Raw genomic sequence first — 15,901 nt, 5'->3', positions numbered from 1 at the left:
CCCGTTCCCCGAATTAAAGTTTCACCCTTCCCCGCCGTCAATCAGATCATCCCGCCACTTAAATTAGCTGCCGACTATGGACAATCTCGTCGACGCACACGTCGAGGACACCCAGCCCGCCGCGGCATCCCCGATGCTCGAGCCTGATACGGTGCCGGTAGGCACGCCGCTCCCATGGCCGATCGTCGATGCCGACGGCACGCTGCTCTTCGCAAGCGCGACGACGCTCGCGACCACCGACGAGCGCGCCTTTCTGTTTCAACACTTCCGCCCGCAACGCGGCGACCTGTTCGACCTCGGCGCACAACAACCGCCGGCGCCAACCGCCCAGCCTGACCACGCCGGTGAGTTGACGCTGAAAGACATGCACCTCGAGATCGGCACATTGATCGGCATGCGTTCGCAACTCGGCAGCGGCGCGCCGATGCAACCTTGCGGCATCATCGGTTTCGCGCCGAATCATGCGCTGTTCGTCACGCCGCCGATGCTGCAGGGCCAACCGCTGCCGCTCACGCCCGGCGAGAACGTCGAGGTCGTCGCGATCGCGAGGCAGGCCGTGTTCCGTTTCGTCTGCACGGTCGAAGCGGTCTGCCGCGTGCCGTTCGACTATGCCGTGTTGTCGAGGCCCGGTATGGTCCGCCGGCTCCGTGAGCGCAAATCGATCCGCGTCCATGCGCACCTGCCCGTGCGGTTTGGCATCGGCAGGAGCGGTGACACTTACGAAGGCCTTGGACTCGCCAAGGGCATCAGCGCGCTCGGCATGTCGTTGAGTGCGTCGTGGACACTGGGCGAAGTCGGCGAGCGGCTGCGCATCGCGTTCCGGCTGAAGTCGGCCGAATACGATTCACAGATCGAGACGACGGCGGTGATCCGCAACGTTCAGAAGGGCAAAACGCCTGGCGAGCCGTCCATGCATGGGCTAGAACTGGATCAACTCGATTCCGTTCAACAGATGGCGATGAAGGTGTTCGTGTTCGATCGTCAGGAGGATGTGCAGCACTGGTCCAACGGACTGAAATAAGCGGTACGGCCACAAAAGCAACGCGCGTGCGGACACAGCAGCGTCGACCTCGCTGCGCACACATCGATCAGCCGAGCAACTCTTCCGGCGTCAACCGCCGCGCTCCCCAGGCATTGGCGAGCACCTCGCAACGACCGAGCCGTATCGCACCACGCTCGAAATCGACGAACACGACTTCATCGACGTCGGCCGGCCGCGCGGGTTCGTCGCTCGTGCGGCCGTCGGTCAGAATCCATAACCAGCGCTGCTGGGCCGGCCGTCGCCGCGCGCAGCGTTCGAGCAGTTGCGCGGCGCTGCGCACGCCCGACGCGAGCGGCGAACCGCCGCCTCCGCCCACGGGCGCGAGCCATCGCTCGTTCCACCAGCGCGGCACGGCCGGGCCGAAGCGCACATCCGCTCCCGCACCGCCGAAGCAGATCAGCGCAGCCTCGGCGCGCATCGCACTCGCACGGTCGAACAAGGCAGTCAGTAGACCCTTCGCCAACGCGAGGCGTTGGCCCGCCAGCATCGACCCGGAGCAATCGAGCACGAAGCAATGCAGCACACCGCCACGCGGCACTTCCCGTACGAAGCGCAGATGCTCACGACGCAGCGTGTGCTCGCGCATCGCGGCGAGCGTCGGTGGCCATGCAATGCGCCTGCTGCCCGGTTCGCCGCGCGACGTGTCGCGCGAATCCGCCCCCACGCCTCGTCGCCATCGAAAACCGCTGCGCGAGTCAGCGGCGGCGCCTTTCCGATGGCTCAGCGTTTTTTTGCGTCGAGCGCAATGACGCCTTTGACAGGCAAAGCCGCGGCCGGCTCGGGCGGCAGGTAGCCCCACTCGGAGTCGGCGGAAGGTGTCGTGGATCCAGCCGTATCGCCAGACGCACCCTCAGCGAGCTCCCGTGCCGGCGCCTCGCTTTCTGGCCGGCGCTGATTCGCATGTTGCGAATCATGCTGACGCCGCCGATGAAGCAGCACCGGATCGGCAACGCGCTCCACATGTCGCACCGTCACCGCACCTGCCCGTTCGAATGCGGCCAGCGCGCGCGCCGCGCGCAGCATCACGAGGTCGGCGCGCAGGCCGTCGACGGCCGCCTCGATGCATAGCGCGCTCACGCGCGCATGGACGGCGTCATCGAACGACAGCAGCGGCAGCGCCGCGCGCGCCGAGCGAATTCGCTGCACGTATGAAGCCTGCTGCTCCGCGTAAGCGGTACGAAACCCAGCGGGATCGAGATCGAACGCGAACCGCGCTTTGACGATCGCCTGCCGCACCCGCGGCTCGAACGTGTTCTGCAACTCCACCATCAGACCGAAGCGGTCGATCAATTGCGGCCGCAACTCGCCCTCTTCGGGATTCATCGTGCCGATCAGCACGAAGCTCGCGTCATGACTATGCGACACGCCATCGCGTTCGACGGTATTCACGCCGCTCGCCGCCGCATCGAGCAACGCATCGACGAGCGCATCGGGCAGCAGATTGACTTCGTCGACGTACAGCACGCCGCGATGCGCCTTCGCGAGCAGCCCCGGCGAGAAGCGCACCGAGCCGTCGCGCAACACGCTTTCGATATCGAGCGTGCCGATCAGACGATCCTCGCTCGCGCCAAGCGGCAGATTCACGAGCTCTCCCTCCGGCAGCAGTTCGGCGAGCGCGCGCGCGGCAGTCGACTTCGCAGTGCCACGCGGTCCGCTGATCAATACGCCGCCCAAGCCCGGATCGATCGCCGCGAGCACCAGCGCCTGCTGCAACGAGGCCTGGCCGATCAGCGCCGCAAACGGAAAAACGGGCCGCGCCGCCGTACCCGATACACAGGCGGAGCAACCCGCGTCGTCCGCTCCTCGCATCGCTCCATTCATGTTTGTCTTCCTTCGATCTGCTGTTCGCTCGCCAGCAGATGCGTTTCCACCTGCGCGCGATAGTCACCCGGCTGCTGCCACAGCCCCCGCTGCATCGCCTCGAGCAAACGCTCGCAGATCGAATGCAGCGCATGGGGATTGTGCCGTTGCATGAATGCGCGCGTATCGGCGTCATTCAGATAAGCATCGGCGACGAGCGCGTATTGATGATCCGCGATCACGCGCGCGGTCGCGTCGTAGCCATACAGATAATCGACGGTCGCGGCGATCTCGGCCGCTCCCTTGTAGCCGTGGCGCTTCACGCCGTCGAGCCATTTCGGATTGACCACGCGCGAGCGGATCACGCGCGCGATCTCCTCCTGCAACGTCCGCACGCGCGGCGCGGCCGGATTGCTGTGATCCGCGTGATAGACGCGCGGCTGCTGACCTGCCAGATGCCGCACCGCCGCGACCATGCCGCCCTGAAACTGGTAGTAGTCGTTCGAATCGAGCACGTCGTGCTCGCGGTTGTCCTGGTTCTGCAGCACGAGGTCCATCGCTGCGAGGCGCGTGCCAAACGCTTGATGCGCTTCCTCGCCCGCGCTCTTCTGCGCGTACGCATATCCGCCCCACGCCTGATACGCGTTCGCGAGATCGGCGTCGGTCTGCCATTGGCGCGAGTCGATCATCTGCTGCAGACCCGCGCCGTACGTGCCCGGCCGCGCGCTGAACACGCGCCAGCCGGCGCGCTTGCGCGCTTCGACCGGGTCCATGCCGCGCGCGATCAACGCATCGCGTTCGCGCTGCACGCGCGCGCGAATCGGATTCAGCTCCGCGGGCTCGTCGAGTTCGGCAACCGCTTGCACGGCCGCATCGAACAGATGCATCACGTTCGCGAACGCATCGCGAAAGAAACCGGATACGCGCAACGTGACGTCGATACGCGGCCGATCGAACGCGTCGATCGGCATGATCTCGAAGTCCGTCACACGGTGGCTGCCCGGCGCCCATTTCGGCCGCACGCCGAGCAGCGCGAGCGCCTGCGCGATATCGTCGCCGCCGGTGCGCATCGTCGCGGTGCCCCAGACCGACAGGCCGATCGCGCGGGGATAATCGCCGTGCTCCTGCAGATGCCGCTCGATCAGTTGCTGCGCCGATTTCAGGCCGAGTGCCCACGCGGCTTGCGTCGGCACCGCGCGCGTGTCGACCGAATAGAAGTTGCGGCCGGTGGGCAGCACGTCGGGCCGACCGCGCGACGGCGAACCGCTCGGACCTGGCGGCACGAAACGTCCTTCGAGGCCGCGCTTCAGTTGCGTCATTTCCTGCGGGCCGCAGGCGTCGAGACGCGGCAGCACGTCGTCGCACAGGCGTGCGATCACCTGTGCCGCTTGCGGCAGATTTTCGTCGGCTACGGGGACGGCCGGCGAACGATCCGCGACATCGCAATCGACACCGCAGACGCCGCGCAACAGCTCGCCCGCGAGCAATTCCAACCGCTCGCGCGTATCGCCGTAATGTCGCCACGGCGCATCGCTGACCCGCTGCAATACCTCGGGTCGCGGGCCGTCCCATGCGGCGGCCCAATCCACCGTCAACGGGTCGAACCGATGATCGATGCGCAGATCGCGCGCCAGCGCGTCGACGAGCCCCGCCTTGCCGCCCTGCCCATCGCCGACCGGAAAGCGCCCGAGCGCGAGCAGCGTGTCGCGCCGCTGCACGCCGCGCGGCGACTGCCCGAACGTATGCAGGCCATCGCGAATCTGCGCTTCCTTCAGCTCGCACAGCCACGCATCGACGCGTGTGAGCAGCGCGTCTTCATCGTCCTGTCGGTTCGGCGCCGCGAGACTCAGCTCTTCGTGCAACCGATGCTCGACGATCGTCGTCAGAATCGTGCGACGCAAGAGCTTCGCGCGACGCGAATCGACCATCAATGCCTCGTAGTATTCGTCGACCTGGCGTTCGAGGTCCTGCAGCGGCCCATAGTTTTCGGCGCGTGTAAGCGGTGGCATCAGATGATCGATGATCACCGCCTGCGCGCGCCGCTTCGCCTGGCTGCCCTCGCCCGGATCGTTGACGATGAACGGATACAGATGCGGCATCGGTCCGAGAATCAGATCGGGCCAGCATGCGTCGCTCAAGGCGACGCTTTTGCCCGGCAGCCATTCCAGGTTGCCGTGCTTGCCGACGTGCACGACCGCGTCGATGCCGAACTGATGGCGCAGCCAGAAATAGAACGCGAGATATGCGTGCGGCGGTACGAGCTCCGCATCGTGATAGCTCGCGTAGTCGCCGTGCTCGCGCGAACGCGCAGGCTGAATGCCGACGAACACCTGGCCGCAGCGCCAGCCGGCGATCATGAAGCGGCCTCGCCGCAGCGTGGGGTCCTGCTCGGGCTTGCCCCAGCGAGCGTTCAACGCGTCGCGCACGCTCGCCGGCAACGCGTTGAACTGCGCGAGGTAGTCGTCGAGTGCGAGGCTTTGCAGGGCCGGACGCAGATCGCGTACGACCGGATCGTTGGTCACGCCTTCGGTCAGCCTGTTCAACAACGCGTCGCCGTTTTCGGGCAATTCGCCGACACGATAATCTTCATCGCGCAGCATCGACAGAATGCCGACCACCGACGCCGGCGTATCGAGCCCGACGCCATTGCCGATGCGCCCTTCGCTCATCGGATAGTTGGCGAGAATCAACGCGATTTTCTTGTCGGCGTTATCGAGCGAACGCAAACGGCACCAGCGCCGGCTCAGCTCGGCGAGAAAGCGCACCCGTTCGAGGTCGGGCTGATAGCGGACCACGTCGACCTGCGTATGCGCACAGCGATACGCGAGCCCCTTGAAGCTGATCGCGCGCGTGATGATGCGCCCGTCCACTTCGGGCAGCGCGATATGCATCGCGATGTCGCGCGAATTGAGGCCGTGGTTGTCCTTCAGCCAGTCTTCGCGATTGCCGCCGCTCAGGATTACCTGGAACACCGGCGCGTCGCCGGCGAGCGCGAGCGGCTCCGGGTCGTCGATCGCGGAAGCAGCGAACGCGGTCGTGTTCAGCACGAGCGCGACACCATGTTGGGCGCACAGCGACTGCACGACATCGCGGCTCACCGCATCCTTCAGCGACGTGATCGCGAGCGGCAGCGGATTGAGCCCTTGCGCTTCGAGCGCGTCGATCAGCGCATCGAACACCGCGGTATTGGCGGCCTGCAGATGCGCCTTGTAGAACAGAATCGCGACGACCGGCGCGTCTTGCCGCCAACGCGCCTCCCAGTCGGCGACGATGGGGGTATCGCGCTCGGGGTGATACAACGACGCGGCCGGCAACGCGCGCGGCGGATCGGGTTCGCGCCCCCAGTCGAGCGCGCGATACGCGATGCAGCGCAAAAACGCCTCGGCGTTCTGCGGACCGCCCTCGCGCAGATAGCGCCACAGCTGCTGGCACAACTCGGCGCTCGCGGTGCTGCGCGCGAGCAGGTTCGGGTCTTCCTGCAGATCGCCGGAAAACATCGCGAGTGTTTGCTGTTTGCGCTGCGCGAGCGCGACCACCTGCTCGATGCCGTACGGCCAATACGTTTCGCCGCCGAGATGATCGACGACGACCACGCGCGCATGCTGCAACACGTCGTCCAGATAGAAATCGACCGAGGCAGGCTGACGCAGATACGTGACGTTCGCGAGCCGCACGCTCGGAAAGCCGTCGCCGAGACGCGGCACCACGCTCGCGAGCAGCGACAGCGTGGTGTCGGCGGAACTGAGCACGACGATCTCGGCGGGCTGCTGATCGATGCGGATCACGCCCTGCGTATCGTCGACGAAGCCGCCCGGCGTCGTGCGCAGCAGATGCATGCTGGTGCGCCCGTTTATGCCGTCGCGTTCGACGTCGCGCCGAGCGCCGCGTCGAACGCCTGTTGCAGCGCGTGTTGGTCGAGGTCTGCGCCGATCAGCACGAAGCGGCTCAACGCGCCGTCGCCATTTTCACCCGCTTGCCAGCGCCGGTCGAAGTAGCTGTCGAAGCGCCGGCCCACGCCCTGGATCACGAGACGCATCGCCGCGCCCTGCAGTGCCGCGAAGCCTTTGACACGGTAAATCGTGTGGGTTTCGACGAGCGTCTGCAAGGCGGCGAGCGCCGCGTCGCGCGACGGTACCGATGCCTGCACGACGACCGAATCGAATTCATCGTGGTGATGATCGGGGTCGTCGGCGGAACCGTGGTGGTCATGACGCAGGTGGATCGTCTCTTCCGACGCCGCTTCGAGGCCCAGCAGCGTATGCAGGTCGAGCCGCCCCTGCTGCGCACGCACGATCTTCACCTGCGGCGGAATCTCCGCGCGGATCGCGGCTTCGACCTCGTGCTGCCGCGACTCGTCGATCAGATCGGTCTTGTTCAGAATCACCAGATCGGCCGCCGACAACTGGTCTTCGAACAGCTCGTGCAGCGGCGACTCGTGATCGAGATTCGGATCGGCCTTGCGCTGTGCATCGACGGCGAGCGGGTTATCGGCGAACTGGCCGCTTGCGGCGGCCGGCCCGTCCACCACCGTCACCACCGCGTCGACCGTGAAGCCATTGCGGATCTGCGGCCAGTTGAACGCCTGCACGAGCGGCTTCGGCAACGCGAGCCCCGACGTTTCGATCAGCACGTGATCGAGTTCGTCGCGGCGCTCCGCGAGCTTTTCCATCACCGGGAAAAATTCTTCCTGCACGGTGCAGCACAAACAACCGTTCGCGAGTTCATACAATTGCCCTTCGGTCTCGACGCCGTTTTCATCGCAACCGATGCCGCAGCCCTTGAGGATTTCGCCGTCGATGCCGAGCTCGCCGAACTCGTTGACGATCACCGCGATGCGCTTGCCGCCCGCATGCTGAAGAATGTGCCGCAGCAGCGTGGTTTTGCCGCTGCCGAGAAAGCCCGTGATGATCGTGACGGGGATCTTGCGCAATTGAGTTTGCATCGTGAGGTCCATCCCTTGGCGTTGATCGGTATGCCGGAAAGTCCGCGCGCGGGTCCGCGTCGGCTGGCGAATGGAGCGAATGAAGCACGCGCAGCAGTACCAGCGATCACCGGACACGGGGACGAACGACGGCATGGCCGCGACAACGGAAATACAGAAAGCGGAACTGAGGTCATGAACGCGCCGCCGCATCCCCGCGGCGGTCGTTCTGCTTCTTTGGGCCGGTATCCGGGCTGGCGAAAGCGCCGCTTCCCCTTCCCGGCCGAGTGGTTTCTCGTCCAGTGGTGAAATGTCCACGCGACCTTGCGCGAGGACATCGAAGCCGGCACTGCGGTGCCCGGCTATCAAGCCGGAACCGCTTTTCGCTTACCGTTGCGGGGACAGCACAGGTTAGCCGCTCCAGAGCAGGTGGCTCCCTGTTTCCCGTTTAACTGCATGCGCACGAGCGCGCACGCGAGCACCCAAAGTGCGTGCGAGTGTAGGCCCGGGGACTTGCGCAGTCAAGCAACGCACCGAGCCGGAAAGCGCCGCCGAGGCTTATCCGGCAAGGCGCCATGTGCTATCGTATGCGCGCGTTTGGTGCCCGCACATGCGCTCGCGTGTGCAGTTAAACGGGAAACAGGCAGCGCCTCGCGCGTTCAACCTGTGCTGTCCCCGCAACGGTAAACGACCTGCGGCGCGCGATTCGATTCGCCTTCGATTCCGACGTGCCGCGCATGCGTTTTTTGATGCCACTGTCCCGCGAATCCACAAACCGGGACGGGAAGGCGAAGCGCATGAGGCCGCCAGCCCGGATACCGGCCAGACGCGGAGGCGGTGCCGCATTGCATCCGTGCATCACGTGGCGCCGCCGGCCGCCGGAATCCGCGGGGAACGGATGTGAAGGCGTAGCAGCGCGGCATCGCGCGTGCCCGGATTCGCAGTTGCGCATGACCTCTATATTCACCGCCGCGCGCGCTGTCGCACGCCGCTTCTCTTCTTCCATCACCGCATGGCGCGCGCCATGCACGCCGCGATGACGCGCGCCTGGCTGATCGGCGCCGGTCCCGGCGACGTCGAACTGATCACGCTGAAGGCCACCCGCGCGCTCGCGCAGGCCGATGTCGTGCTCGTCGACGATCTGGTGAATCCCGACGTGCTGCAGTTCGCGCGCACCGACGCGCAAGTCGTGTACGTCGGCAAACGCGGCGGCCATCCGTCGACGCCGCAAGCCGACATCGTCGCGCAAATGCTCGGGCATCTGCGCGCGGGGCGCAGCGTCGCGCGGCTCAAGGGCGGCGATCCGTTCGTGTTCGGCCGCGGCGGCGAAGAGTTGCAGGCGCTACAGGCCGCGGGTATTGAAGTCGACGTGATCAACGGCATCACGGCCGGCATCGCGGCGCCCGCGGCGCTCGGTATCGCAGTCACGCATCGTGATCACGCGCAGGGCGTCGTGTTCGTCACCGGCCACGGCGCCGGCAGTGGCGAACCGGACTGGGCCGCGCTCGCCGCGACGCGCATGACGCTGGTGATCTACAAGGGCATGCGCCGGCTCGGCGAGATCGCCCGCGCATTGCTCGCGGCCGGCATGTCCGCCGACACGCCGTGCGCGGCGATCGAGTCGGCGACGCGGCCTGAGCAGCGTCATGTGCTCGCGCCGCTTCGCGAGTTCGCCGAGGCGGTGGCGCGCGCGGGGCTCGGCTCGCCGGCGATCGTCGTGATCGGCGGTGTGGCGTCGCTCGCACTGGCGCGTGATGCGGCCAAACGCGAGGCCGGCGTTGCTCACGAACTGGCAGCGAGCGCGACACGACACGGACTCGGACGCGCGATCAAAACGCTGAGCGTCGGCATCGGTTGCCGCTTGCACAGCGAAGCCGCTGATATCGAAGCCGCCGTCCGCGCAGCGCTCGGATCGAATGCCTTCGAGCAGATCCGCGCGATCGCGACGATCGACACCAAAGCCAACGAAGCCGGTCTGCTCGAATTCTGCTCGCGTCATCAGCTGCCGCTGCAACTGTTCAGCCGCGAGCAGATCGCCGCGGTACCGGTCGCGTCGCCGTCGGCGGCGGCACACGCGCATCTCGGCGTCGATGGTGTGTGCGAGCCGTGCGCGCTGCTGGCGGCAACGGCGCCGGACTCCACCACAACCGCGCAAAACGCGCGTCTGATCGTACGCAAGACCGCGCACGCCGGCATCACGGTGGCGATCGCAGCGGCGAACAACGCTGCCCTTAGCGACGCGACCCCATCCCATCCCGCCTCTCAAAACCAGGACCCCCGATGAAAACCGATCCGGAATCACATCAACGCATGACCGAACGCCGCCGCGAAGGCCACGAAAAGAAGCAGGCCAGCGCGACCGTCGAAAAAGGCCTGCTGATCGTCAACACCGGCACCGGCAAGGGCAAGAGCACGGCCGCGTTCGGCATGGCCGTGCGGGTGCTCGGCCACGGCATGCGGCTCGGCGTCGTGCAGTTCATCAAAGGCGCGCTGCATACGTCGGAGCGCGATTTCCTCGGCGCGATCGCGCAATGCGATTTCGTCACGATGGGCGACGGCTACACGTGGAACACGCAGAACCGCGAGGCCGACATGGCGACCGCGCGCAAAGGCTGGAACGAAGCGCGGCGGATGATCGAAAGCGGCGACTACCAGATGGTGATCCTCGACGAGTTGAACACCGTGCTGAAGTACGAATACCTGCCGCTCGACGAAGTGCTCGCGGTGATCAACGCGCGTGCGCCGATGTTGCACGTCGTCGTGACCGGACGCCATGCGCCGGACGCGCTGATCGAAGCCGCCGACCTCGTCACCGAAATGCGCGCGATCAAGCATCCGTATCGCGAGCAAGGTGTGAAGGCGCAGCGCGGCGTGGAGTTCTGAGCGATGTCGGCGTCCCCCAACGGGGCTTGGTCCGGGGCGCCCCCCAAGGGGAGTTGCTCCGCGGCGTCCCCCCAGGGGACTTCCTTCGGGGCGTGCCCCGCGCTGTTCATCAGCGCGCCCGCGTCGGGACAAGGCAAAACCACGATCACCGCCGGTCTCGCGCGCTATCACCGGCGGCTCGGACGTCGCGTGCGCGTGTTCAAGACCGGACCGGATTTTCTCGATCCGATGATCCTCGCGCGCGCGAGCGGCGCGCCGGTGCTGTCGCTCGATCTGTGGATGGTCGGCGAAAGCGCATGCCGCAACCTGCTCGCGCGGGCGGCGCAAGAAGCCGATCTGATCCTGATCGAAGGCGTGATGGGCCTGTTCGACGGCACGCCGAGCAGCGCCGATCTGGCGACCACGTTCGGTGTGCCGGTGCTCGCGGTGATTTCCGCGCAGGCGATGGCGCAGACCTTCGGCGCGCTCGCATTCGGCCTTGCGCGCTTCAGGCCGCAACTGCCGTTCCACGGCGTGCTCGCGAATCGCGTCGGCTCCGCCCGGCACGCGCAGATGTTGCAGGAAGCACTGCCGCCCGGGTTGCGCTGGTGCGGCCACCTCGCCGCGAGCGACGAGATCACACTGCCCGACCGCCACCTCGGCCTACACCAGGCCGATGAAATCGACGATCTCGAAGCGCGCCTCGAACGCGCGGCGGATACGCTCGCGTCGACCGCGCTCGCCGAACTGCCGCGCCCGGTCGATTTCGGCGTGCCCTCGCCCGAAGTGCTGCCGCGTCTGCTCGAAGGCAAGCACATCGCGATCGCGCGCGACGCCGCGTTCTCGTTCATCTATCCGGCCAACGTCGCGCTGCTCGAAGCGCTCGGCGCGCGGCTCAGCTATTTCTCGCCGCTCGCCGACGAAGCGTTGCCCGCCGGCACGCACGCGCTCTATCTGCCGGGCGGCTATCCCGAGTTGCATATGGCGACGCTCGCGGGCAACGTGAACAGCGCCGCATCGATCCGAGCGCACGTCGAGGCGGACAAACCGCTGGTCGCCGAATGCGGCGGCATGCTCTATCTGCTCGACACGCTGACCGACGCGCAAGGCACTAGCACGCCGATGCTGGGCCTGCTGCCCGGTCACGCGACGATGCAAACGCGCTTCACGTCGCTCGGCATGCAGCAGATCGATGGCGTCCACGGCACGCTGACCGGGCACACGTTCCACTACTCGAAGCTCGCGACGCCGCTAGCGCCGCAGCGCTTCGCCACGCGCGCGCACAGCGACGCGCGCGGCGAAGCGGTGTTCCGCGTGGGCCCGATTGTGGCAACCTATATGCACGCTTACTGGCCCTCCAACCCGGCTTTCACGGCCGCCCTCTTTCATGGCGAAACCTTTTGACGACTCCGAGCGCGATGCGGTCTATCGCGCGATTTACGAACGCCGCGACATGCGCCACTTCGTGCCCGATCCGGTCGATCCGGCGGTGCTGCGGCGTCTGCTCGACGCGGCGCATCACGCGCCGAGCGTCGGCTACATGCAGCCGTGGCGGATCGTGCGCATCACCGACGCGGCGCTGCGCACGGGCTTGCGCGACATCGTCGAGCGCGAACGGCTCGCCACCGCCGACGCGCTCGGCAAGCGCCGCGACGAGTTCATGAAGCTGAAGGTGGAAGGCATGCGCGAATGCGCGGAGCTGCTGGTGATCGCGTTGATGGACGGGCGCGAGCGCCACGTCTTCGGCCGTCGCACGCTGCCGGAGATGGATCTCGCGTCGGTCGCGTGCGCGATCCAGAACATGTGGCTCGCCGCGCGCGCGGAAGGACTCGGGCTTGGTTGGGTGTCGCTATTCGATGTCGACGCGGTGCACCAGCTACTGGCGATGCCGGAAGGCGCGCGGCCGGTCGCGATTCTGTGCCTGGGCCACGTCGCTGCCTTCTATAGCGAGCCGATGCTCGAAACGGAGCGCTGGGCGAGCCGTCTGCCGCTCGCCGATTGCGTGTTCGAAAACCGCTGGCCGCAAGACGAGCCGGCGCAGGAATAACTGATACTCGCGGCCCCGGCGACCCGAGGCTGCGTTTTAACGCTGCAGCGGCTCCATCGAGTCGACGTTCGGCACACCGCTCGTCTTGTCGATGCTGAGCTTCACACGCCAGTCGGCCGGCGCATCGAACGGCAGCTTCGCGAGCGCGGTTTTCACGAGCAACGGCAGTGCATGCAGCGGGTCCGCATCGCGATCCATGAACACCGCGCCGACCTTGTAGCGCTCGGCGCCGCTCGCGTAGTCGAAAAAACGCAGCGTCAGCGCGTGCTGATACTTGCGCCCAAACAGCAGCGCGCCTGGACCGTCGCTGCCCGCGCCGCAATCGGCGGGCGCGCAATCCTCACCGCCGATGCCGATCGACGCCGGCCGCGTGCTATACGCGATCGACAGCAGATAATGCGCGGGCTTGCCCGCTGTATCGACGAACCCGTGTTTCGCCAACTCGTCGCGCAACAGCTTTTCGACTTGCGGATGATCGGCGCTGTCGTCCTGCGGCTGCGTGCGCGCGAGCGAATAGGTCTGCTCGCCTTGCAGCGCAACGGCGCGGTCGGCGCCGTTAGCGGAGACGGTGTGCACGTCGGCGCTCAGGCCCGCGCAAGCGGTGAGGCTCGCCGCGGCCAGCGCGGCACAGAGGTGAGCGATCTTTGCCATTTTTTGTTTTCTCTCTGGTACATCGAATACATCAAAGGCGCATCAGACGCGCGGTGCGATCGATTCGTCGAGGGGCGCGTCGTCGAGCGCGGGCAGCCAGATCGTGAAGGCCGTCCCCTCGCCGGGCGCGCTGACGACTTCGACGCTGCCACCGTGGCGCGTGACGACGGTTTTGACAAACGCCATGCCGAGTCCCGCCCCACCCACTTCCGGCCGCTCCGCCTCGTGAAAACGGCGAAAGCGCTCGAACAATCCCGCTTGCTGCTCCTCAGGAATGCCATAGCCCTGGTCGCGGATCGTGCACGACACGCGCGGCGCCTCGCTGCCCGCGCGCTTTGCCGCCGGCTGGCCAGTGAAGCTGCACACGATGCGCGTGTCGGGCGGACTGTACTTGACCGCGTTGTTCAGGATATTGACCAGCGCGCGTGTCATCAGCGAGCGGTCGGCACAGATCCAGGGATCGTCGTCGGCGTCGTCGCCGGATTCCGTATGCAGCGCGATGCGCTTCGCATGCGCCTGCGGCCAGACCTCGTCGCTCGCATCGATGACGAGTTCGGTCAGACTCAGCGGCTCGAGCACATAGGCCTGCGATTCGGCCCGCGCCAGTTGCACGAAGTCGTCGGCAAGCGTGAGCGCGCGTTGCGCGTAGCGTTCGATGCGCTCCAGCACGCTGCGCGCGAGCGCAGCCTCGGTCCGCGCGCGCTCGATCTCGACCAGCGCAATGATCGACGCCTGCGGCGAGCGCATGTCGTGCGACAGCAGCCGCAGCGCGTCTTCGCGCTGACGCTCGGCCGCATGGAGCGCCGACACGTCGACGAGACCGGCGATCCAGCCGGTCGTCTCGCCCTGCGCGTTGGTGCAGGTCGCATAACGCAGCAGATGGTCGCGCTCGTTCGCGTCGCGCACCTCGACGCCCTGCGCCATCAGCGCCGCGAACTCGCCGCGCGTCGGATCGAGGAGCGCCGGCCAATGCGCGTGCGCGGACAGATTGCGCTCGTCGTCGGTGGCCGCGCCGGTGTCGATCGTCTTCACGAGCGTGAGGCCGCCGAGCACGCTCTGCATCGGCTGGCCTTCGGGCATCGGCGCGCCTAGCCGCGCGAAATGCGCTTTCGCCGCGTGATTCGCGATCAGCACGACGCCGGCCACGTCGCTGACGAGAATCGGCTCCGGCACGCTATCGAGGCTGTCCCACACGAAGCGCTTCATGTCCTGCACCCGTTGCGCGGCCTGAGCCATCAGCGCCATGTGCTGCGCGAGCACGTCGCCGCCGAATTCGCGGCGGCGCTTCGGCGTCTCGGGCAGCAGATGCGGCTCGTCGGCGAGACGTTGCAGTTCGCCGCGCAGATACGCCATCGTCATTTCGAGGCGTCGCCAGTTCCAGATCGGATAGACGATCACGACGCCGAGGATCGCCGGCACCGGCGAGATCCACAGCCTGCCGCCGTACAGCAGCAGCGCGCTGCCGGTCGCGGCGAGCAGCACCAGCGCGCCGGTCAGCAACAACGAGCGGCGCGGCGACAGCACGAGGAAGCCGGCGAGCAGCGCGGCGAGCGGCCCGAGCGCCGCCGCGAACACGACCCACAGCGCGACCGGCTGGATCTCGCGGCCGCTCAGCAGCGTGTCGAGCACGTTCGCGTGGATGTAGACGCCGGGCAGCGGACCGAGCTCGCCCGATACCGGTGTCGCGAAGCGGTCGTACAGACCCGACGCCGTCACGCCGATCACGACGATGCGCCCGCGCAACTGATCGGCCGGCACCTTGCCGGCGAGCACGTCGGCGAAACTGAGCTTTGGGTGGTTCGCGGCGTTCGGGCCGAACGGAATCAGGAAGCGCTCTTCGCCGCCGTCGTCGCTGCCGCGTGCGGGCTCGTTCGAGGGGCGCGGCGGCAGGCCGCCGCGCAGATGCAGCTTGCCGTGTTCGACCGCGTCGGCGACGAGCACCGTCAGTTGCGGCCAGCGCGAGCGCTCGTCGCCCTGGAAGCGCGCGACGCTGCGCACGATGCCGTCGCTGTCCACTTCGAAATTGATGTGACCGAGCCCGGCAGCAGCCTGCGCGAGCGGCGCGACGGGTTCATCGACGGTGCGCTTGCCGCTCGCATCGGGCGGCGTCAGCAGCACGGGCAGATAGGTCGGGCTCAGCGCGATTGCGTGGGCGAGCTGGGCGTCGTCGACATTGGGCTCGGTGAACAGTACGTCGTAGATCACCGCGGCAGGTCTGGCCGCGGCGATCTGCTCGAGCAGCCGCGCGTGCACGCTGCGCGGCCATGGCCAGCGGCCGAGTGCGTCGATGCTCGCGTTGTCGATCTCGACGACGACGATGTCGGACAGCCGCGGCTGCTCGCGCAGCTTCAGAAACTGGTCGTACACCAGCAGATCGATGCCGGCGCCGACGCGCCCGAACGACGTCAGCAGGATCACCACGAGACCGAGACAGCCAACGCTGACCCACTCGATCAGAAAGCGCCGGCCCGCCCGCCGTCCGAGACGGGCGCGCGGATCGAGGCTCATTCGCGTAGAAGTGGCGGGCACGGGACGATGTAGTCGGAAACGGGAGGACGGACCGGCCAGCAGGCCGGCC

11 protein-coding genes, 1 pseudogene and 2 riboswitches are annotated in these 15,901 nt (G+C 67.0%); of the genes and pseudogenes, 6 read left to right on the top strand and 6 right to left on the bottom strand.

The window, feature by feature from the left end; translation table 11 throughout:
* Nucleotides 1–76: 76 nt before the first annotated feature.
* A complete protein-coding gene (locus tag F6X40_RS22380; RefSeq protein WP_187629255.1) occupies nt 77–1,021 on the top strand; it encodes a flagellar brake protein in 945 nt (314 codons plus the stop codon).
* 67 nt (nt 1,022–1,088) lie between these two features.
* On the opposite strand, the gene F6X40_RS22375 is transcribed toward F6X40_RS22380, so the two are convergent.
* The 4 genes from F6X40_RS22375 to cobW are packed head-to-tail and all read right to left on the bottom strand — an operon-like array spanning nt 1,089 to nt 7,784.
* Nucleotides 1,089–1,706, bottom strand: coding sequence for a vWA domain-containing protein (locus tag F6X40_RS22375; RefSeq protein WP_187629254.1), 618 nt, complete (start codon nt 1,704–1,706; stop codon nt 1,089–1,091).
* Nucleotides 1,707–1,762: 56 nt separating this feature from the next.
* Nucleotides 1,763–2,863 (bottom strand): ATP-binding protein, encoded by a 1,101-nt coding sequence (locus F6X40_RS22370; protein ID WP_187629253.1) that lies wholly within the window; start codon nt 2,861–2,863, stop codon nt 1,763–1,765.
* A complete protein-coding gene (cobN, locus tag F6X40_RS22365; RefSeq protein ID WP_187629252.1) occupies nt 2,860–6,678 on the bottom strand; it encodes a cobaltochelatase subunit CobN in 3,819 nt (1,272 codons plus the stop codon). Before cobN ends, F6X40_RS22370 begins: the two co-directional genes overlap by 4 nt.
* A 14-nt stretch (nt 6,679–6,692) precedes the next feature.
* The gene (gene cobW, locus F6X40_RS22360) at nt 6,693–7,784 is read right to left on the bottom strand and encodes a cobalamin biosynthesis protein CobW (protein WP_311540083.1); all 1,092 of its coding nucleotides are present in this window, start codon (nt 7,782–7,784) and stop codon (nt 6,693–6,695) included.
* Between the two features lie 201 nt (nt 7,785–7,985).
* Nucleotides 7,986–8,264, bottom strand: a riboswitch (cobalamin riboswitch).
* An 80-nt stretch (nt 8,265–8,344) separates the two neighbouring features.
* Nucleotides 8,345–8,605: riboswitch (cobalamin riboswitch) on the top strand.
* 194 nt (nt 8,606–8,799) lie between these two features.
* On the opposite strand from cobW, the pseudogene cobA reads away from it, so the two are divergent.
* From cobA to bluB, 5 genes and pseudogenes are all read left to right on the top strand, one after another.
* A pseudogene (gene cobA / locus F6X40_RS43270) lies at nt 8,800–9,525 on the top strand (uroporphyrinogen-III C-methyltransferase); the annotation flags it as partial.
* Nucleotides 9,508–10,047 carry a cobalamin biosynthesis protein gene (locus tag F6X40_RS43265; protein WP_316251830.1) on the top strand — a complete coding sequence of 180 codons (540 nt, stop codon included), beginning with the start codon at nt 9,508–9,510 and terminating at the stop codon, nt 10,045–10,047. The pseudogene cobA and the gene F6X40_RS43265, both read left to right, overlap by 18 nt.
* Nucleotides 10,044–10,646, top strand: coding sequence for a cob(I)yrinic acid a,c-diamide adenosyltransferase (cobO, locus tag F6X40_RS22350; RefSeq protein ID WP_018421084.1), 603 nt, complete (start codon nt 10,044–10,046; stop codon nt 10,644–10,646). Before F6X40_RS43265 ends, cobO begins: the two co-directional genes overlap by 4 nt.
* Nucleotides 10,647–10,649: 3 nt before the next feature.
* Nucleotides 10,650–12,029: a cobyrinate a,c-diamide synthase gene (locus F6X40_RS22345; protein ID WP_262421506.1), complete on the top strand. Its 1,380-nt coding sequence runs from the start codon at nt 10,650–10,652 to the stop codon at nt 12,027–12,029.
* Complete coding sequence (gene bluB / locus F6X40_RS22340) at nt 12,013–12,672, top strand: 5,6-dimethylbenzimidazole synthase (protein WP_184069408.1); 660 nt, start codon at nt 12,013–12,015, stop codon at nt 12,670–12,672. The genes F6X40_RS22345 and bluB overlap by 17 nt, the downstream gene beginning before the upstream one ends.
* Before the next feature lie 36 nt (nt 12,673–12,708).
* On the opposite strand, the gene F6X40_RS22335 is transcribed toward bluB, so the two are convergent.
* A complete protein-coding gene (locus F6X40_RS22335; RefSeq protein WP_187629250.1) occupies nt 12,709–13,323 on the bottom strand; it encodes a DUF4136 domain-containing protein in 615 nt (204 codons plus the stop codon).
* Between the two features lie 42 nt (nt 13,324–13,365).
* Nucleotides 13,366–15,852, bottom strand: coding sequence for a CHASE2 domain-containing protein (locus tag F6X40_RS22330; protein WP_187629249.1), 2,487 nt, complete (start codon nt 15,850–15,852; stop codon nt 13,366–13,368).
* Between the last annotated feature and the right edge of the window lie 49 nt (nt 15,853–15,901).

The organism is Paraburkholderia sp. UCT31 (genome assembly GCF_014397655.1).
Classification (GTDB): domain Bacteria; phylum Pseudomonadota; class Gammaproteobacteria; order Burkholderiales; family Burkholderiaceae; genus Paraburkholderia; species Paraburkholderia tuberum.
This window is presented reverse-complemented; position numbering and strand designations above follow the sequence as displayed.

Bases quoted from the DNA above. Each gene is read 5' to 3' on its own strand.
- F6X40_RS22380 (WP_187629255.1), top strand. From the start codon at position 77: ATGGACAATCTCGTCGACGCACACGTCGAGGACACCCAGCCCGCCGCG.
- F6X40_RS22370 (WP_187629253.1), bottom strand. From the start codon at position 2,863: ATGAATGGAGCGATGCGAGGAGCGGACGACGCGGGTTGCTCCGCCTGT.
- cobN (WP_187629252.1), bottom strand. From the start codon at position 6,678: ATGCATCTGCTGCGCACGACGCCGGGCGGCTTCGTCGACGATACGCAG.
- cobW (WP_311540083.1), bottom strand. From the start codon at position 7,784: ATGCAAACTCAATTGCGCAAGATCCCCGTCACGATCATCACGGGCTTT.
- F6X40_RS22345 (WP_262421506.1), top strand. From the start codon at position 10,650: ATGTCGGCGTCCCCCAACGGGGCTTGGTCCGGGGCGCCCCCCAAGGGG.
- F6X40_RS22335 (WP_187629250.1), bottom strand. From the start codon at position 13,323: ATGGCAAAGATCGCTCACCTCTGTGCCGCGCTGGCCGCGGCGAGCCTC.
- bluB (WP_184069408.1), top strand. From the start codon at position 12,013: ATGGCGAAACCTTTTGACGACTCCGAGCGCGATGCGGTCTATCGCGCG.
- cobO (WP_018421084.1), top strand. From the start codon at position 10,044: ATGAAAACCGATCCGGAATCACATCAACGCATGACCGAACGCCGCCGC.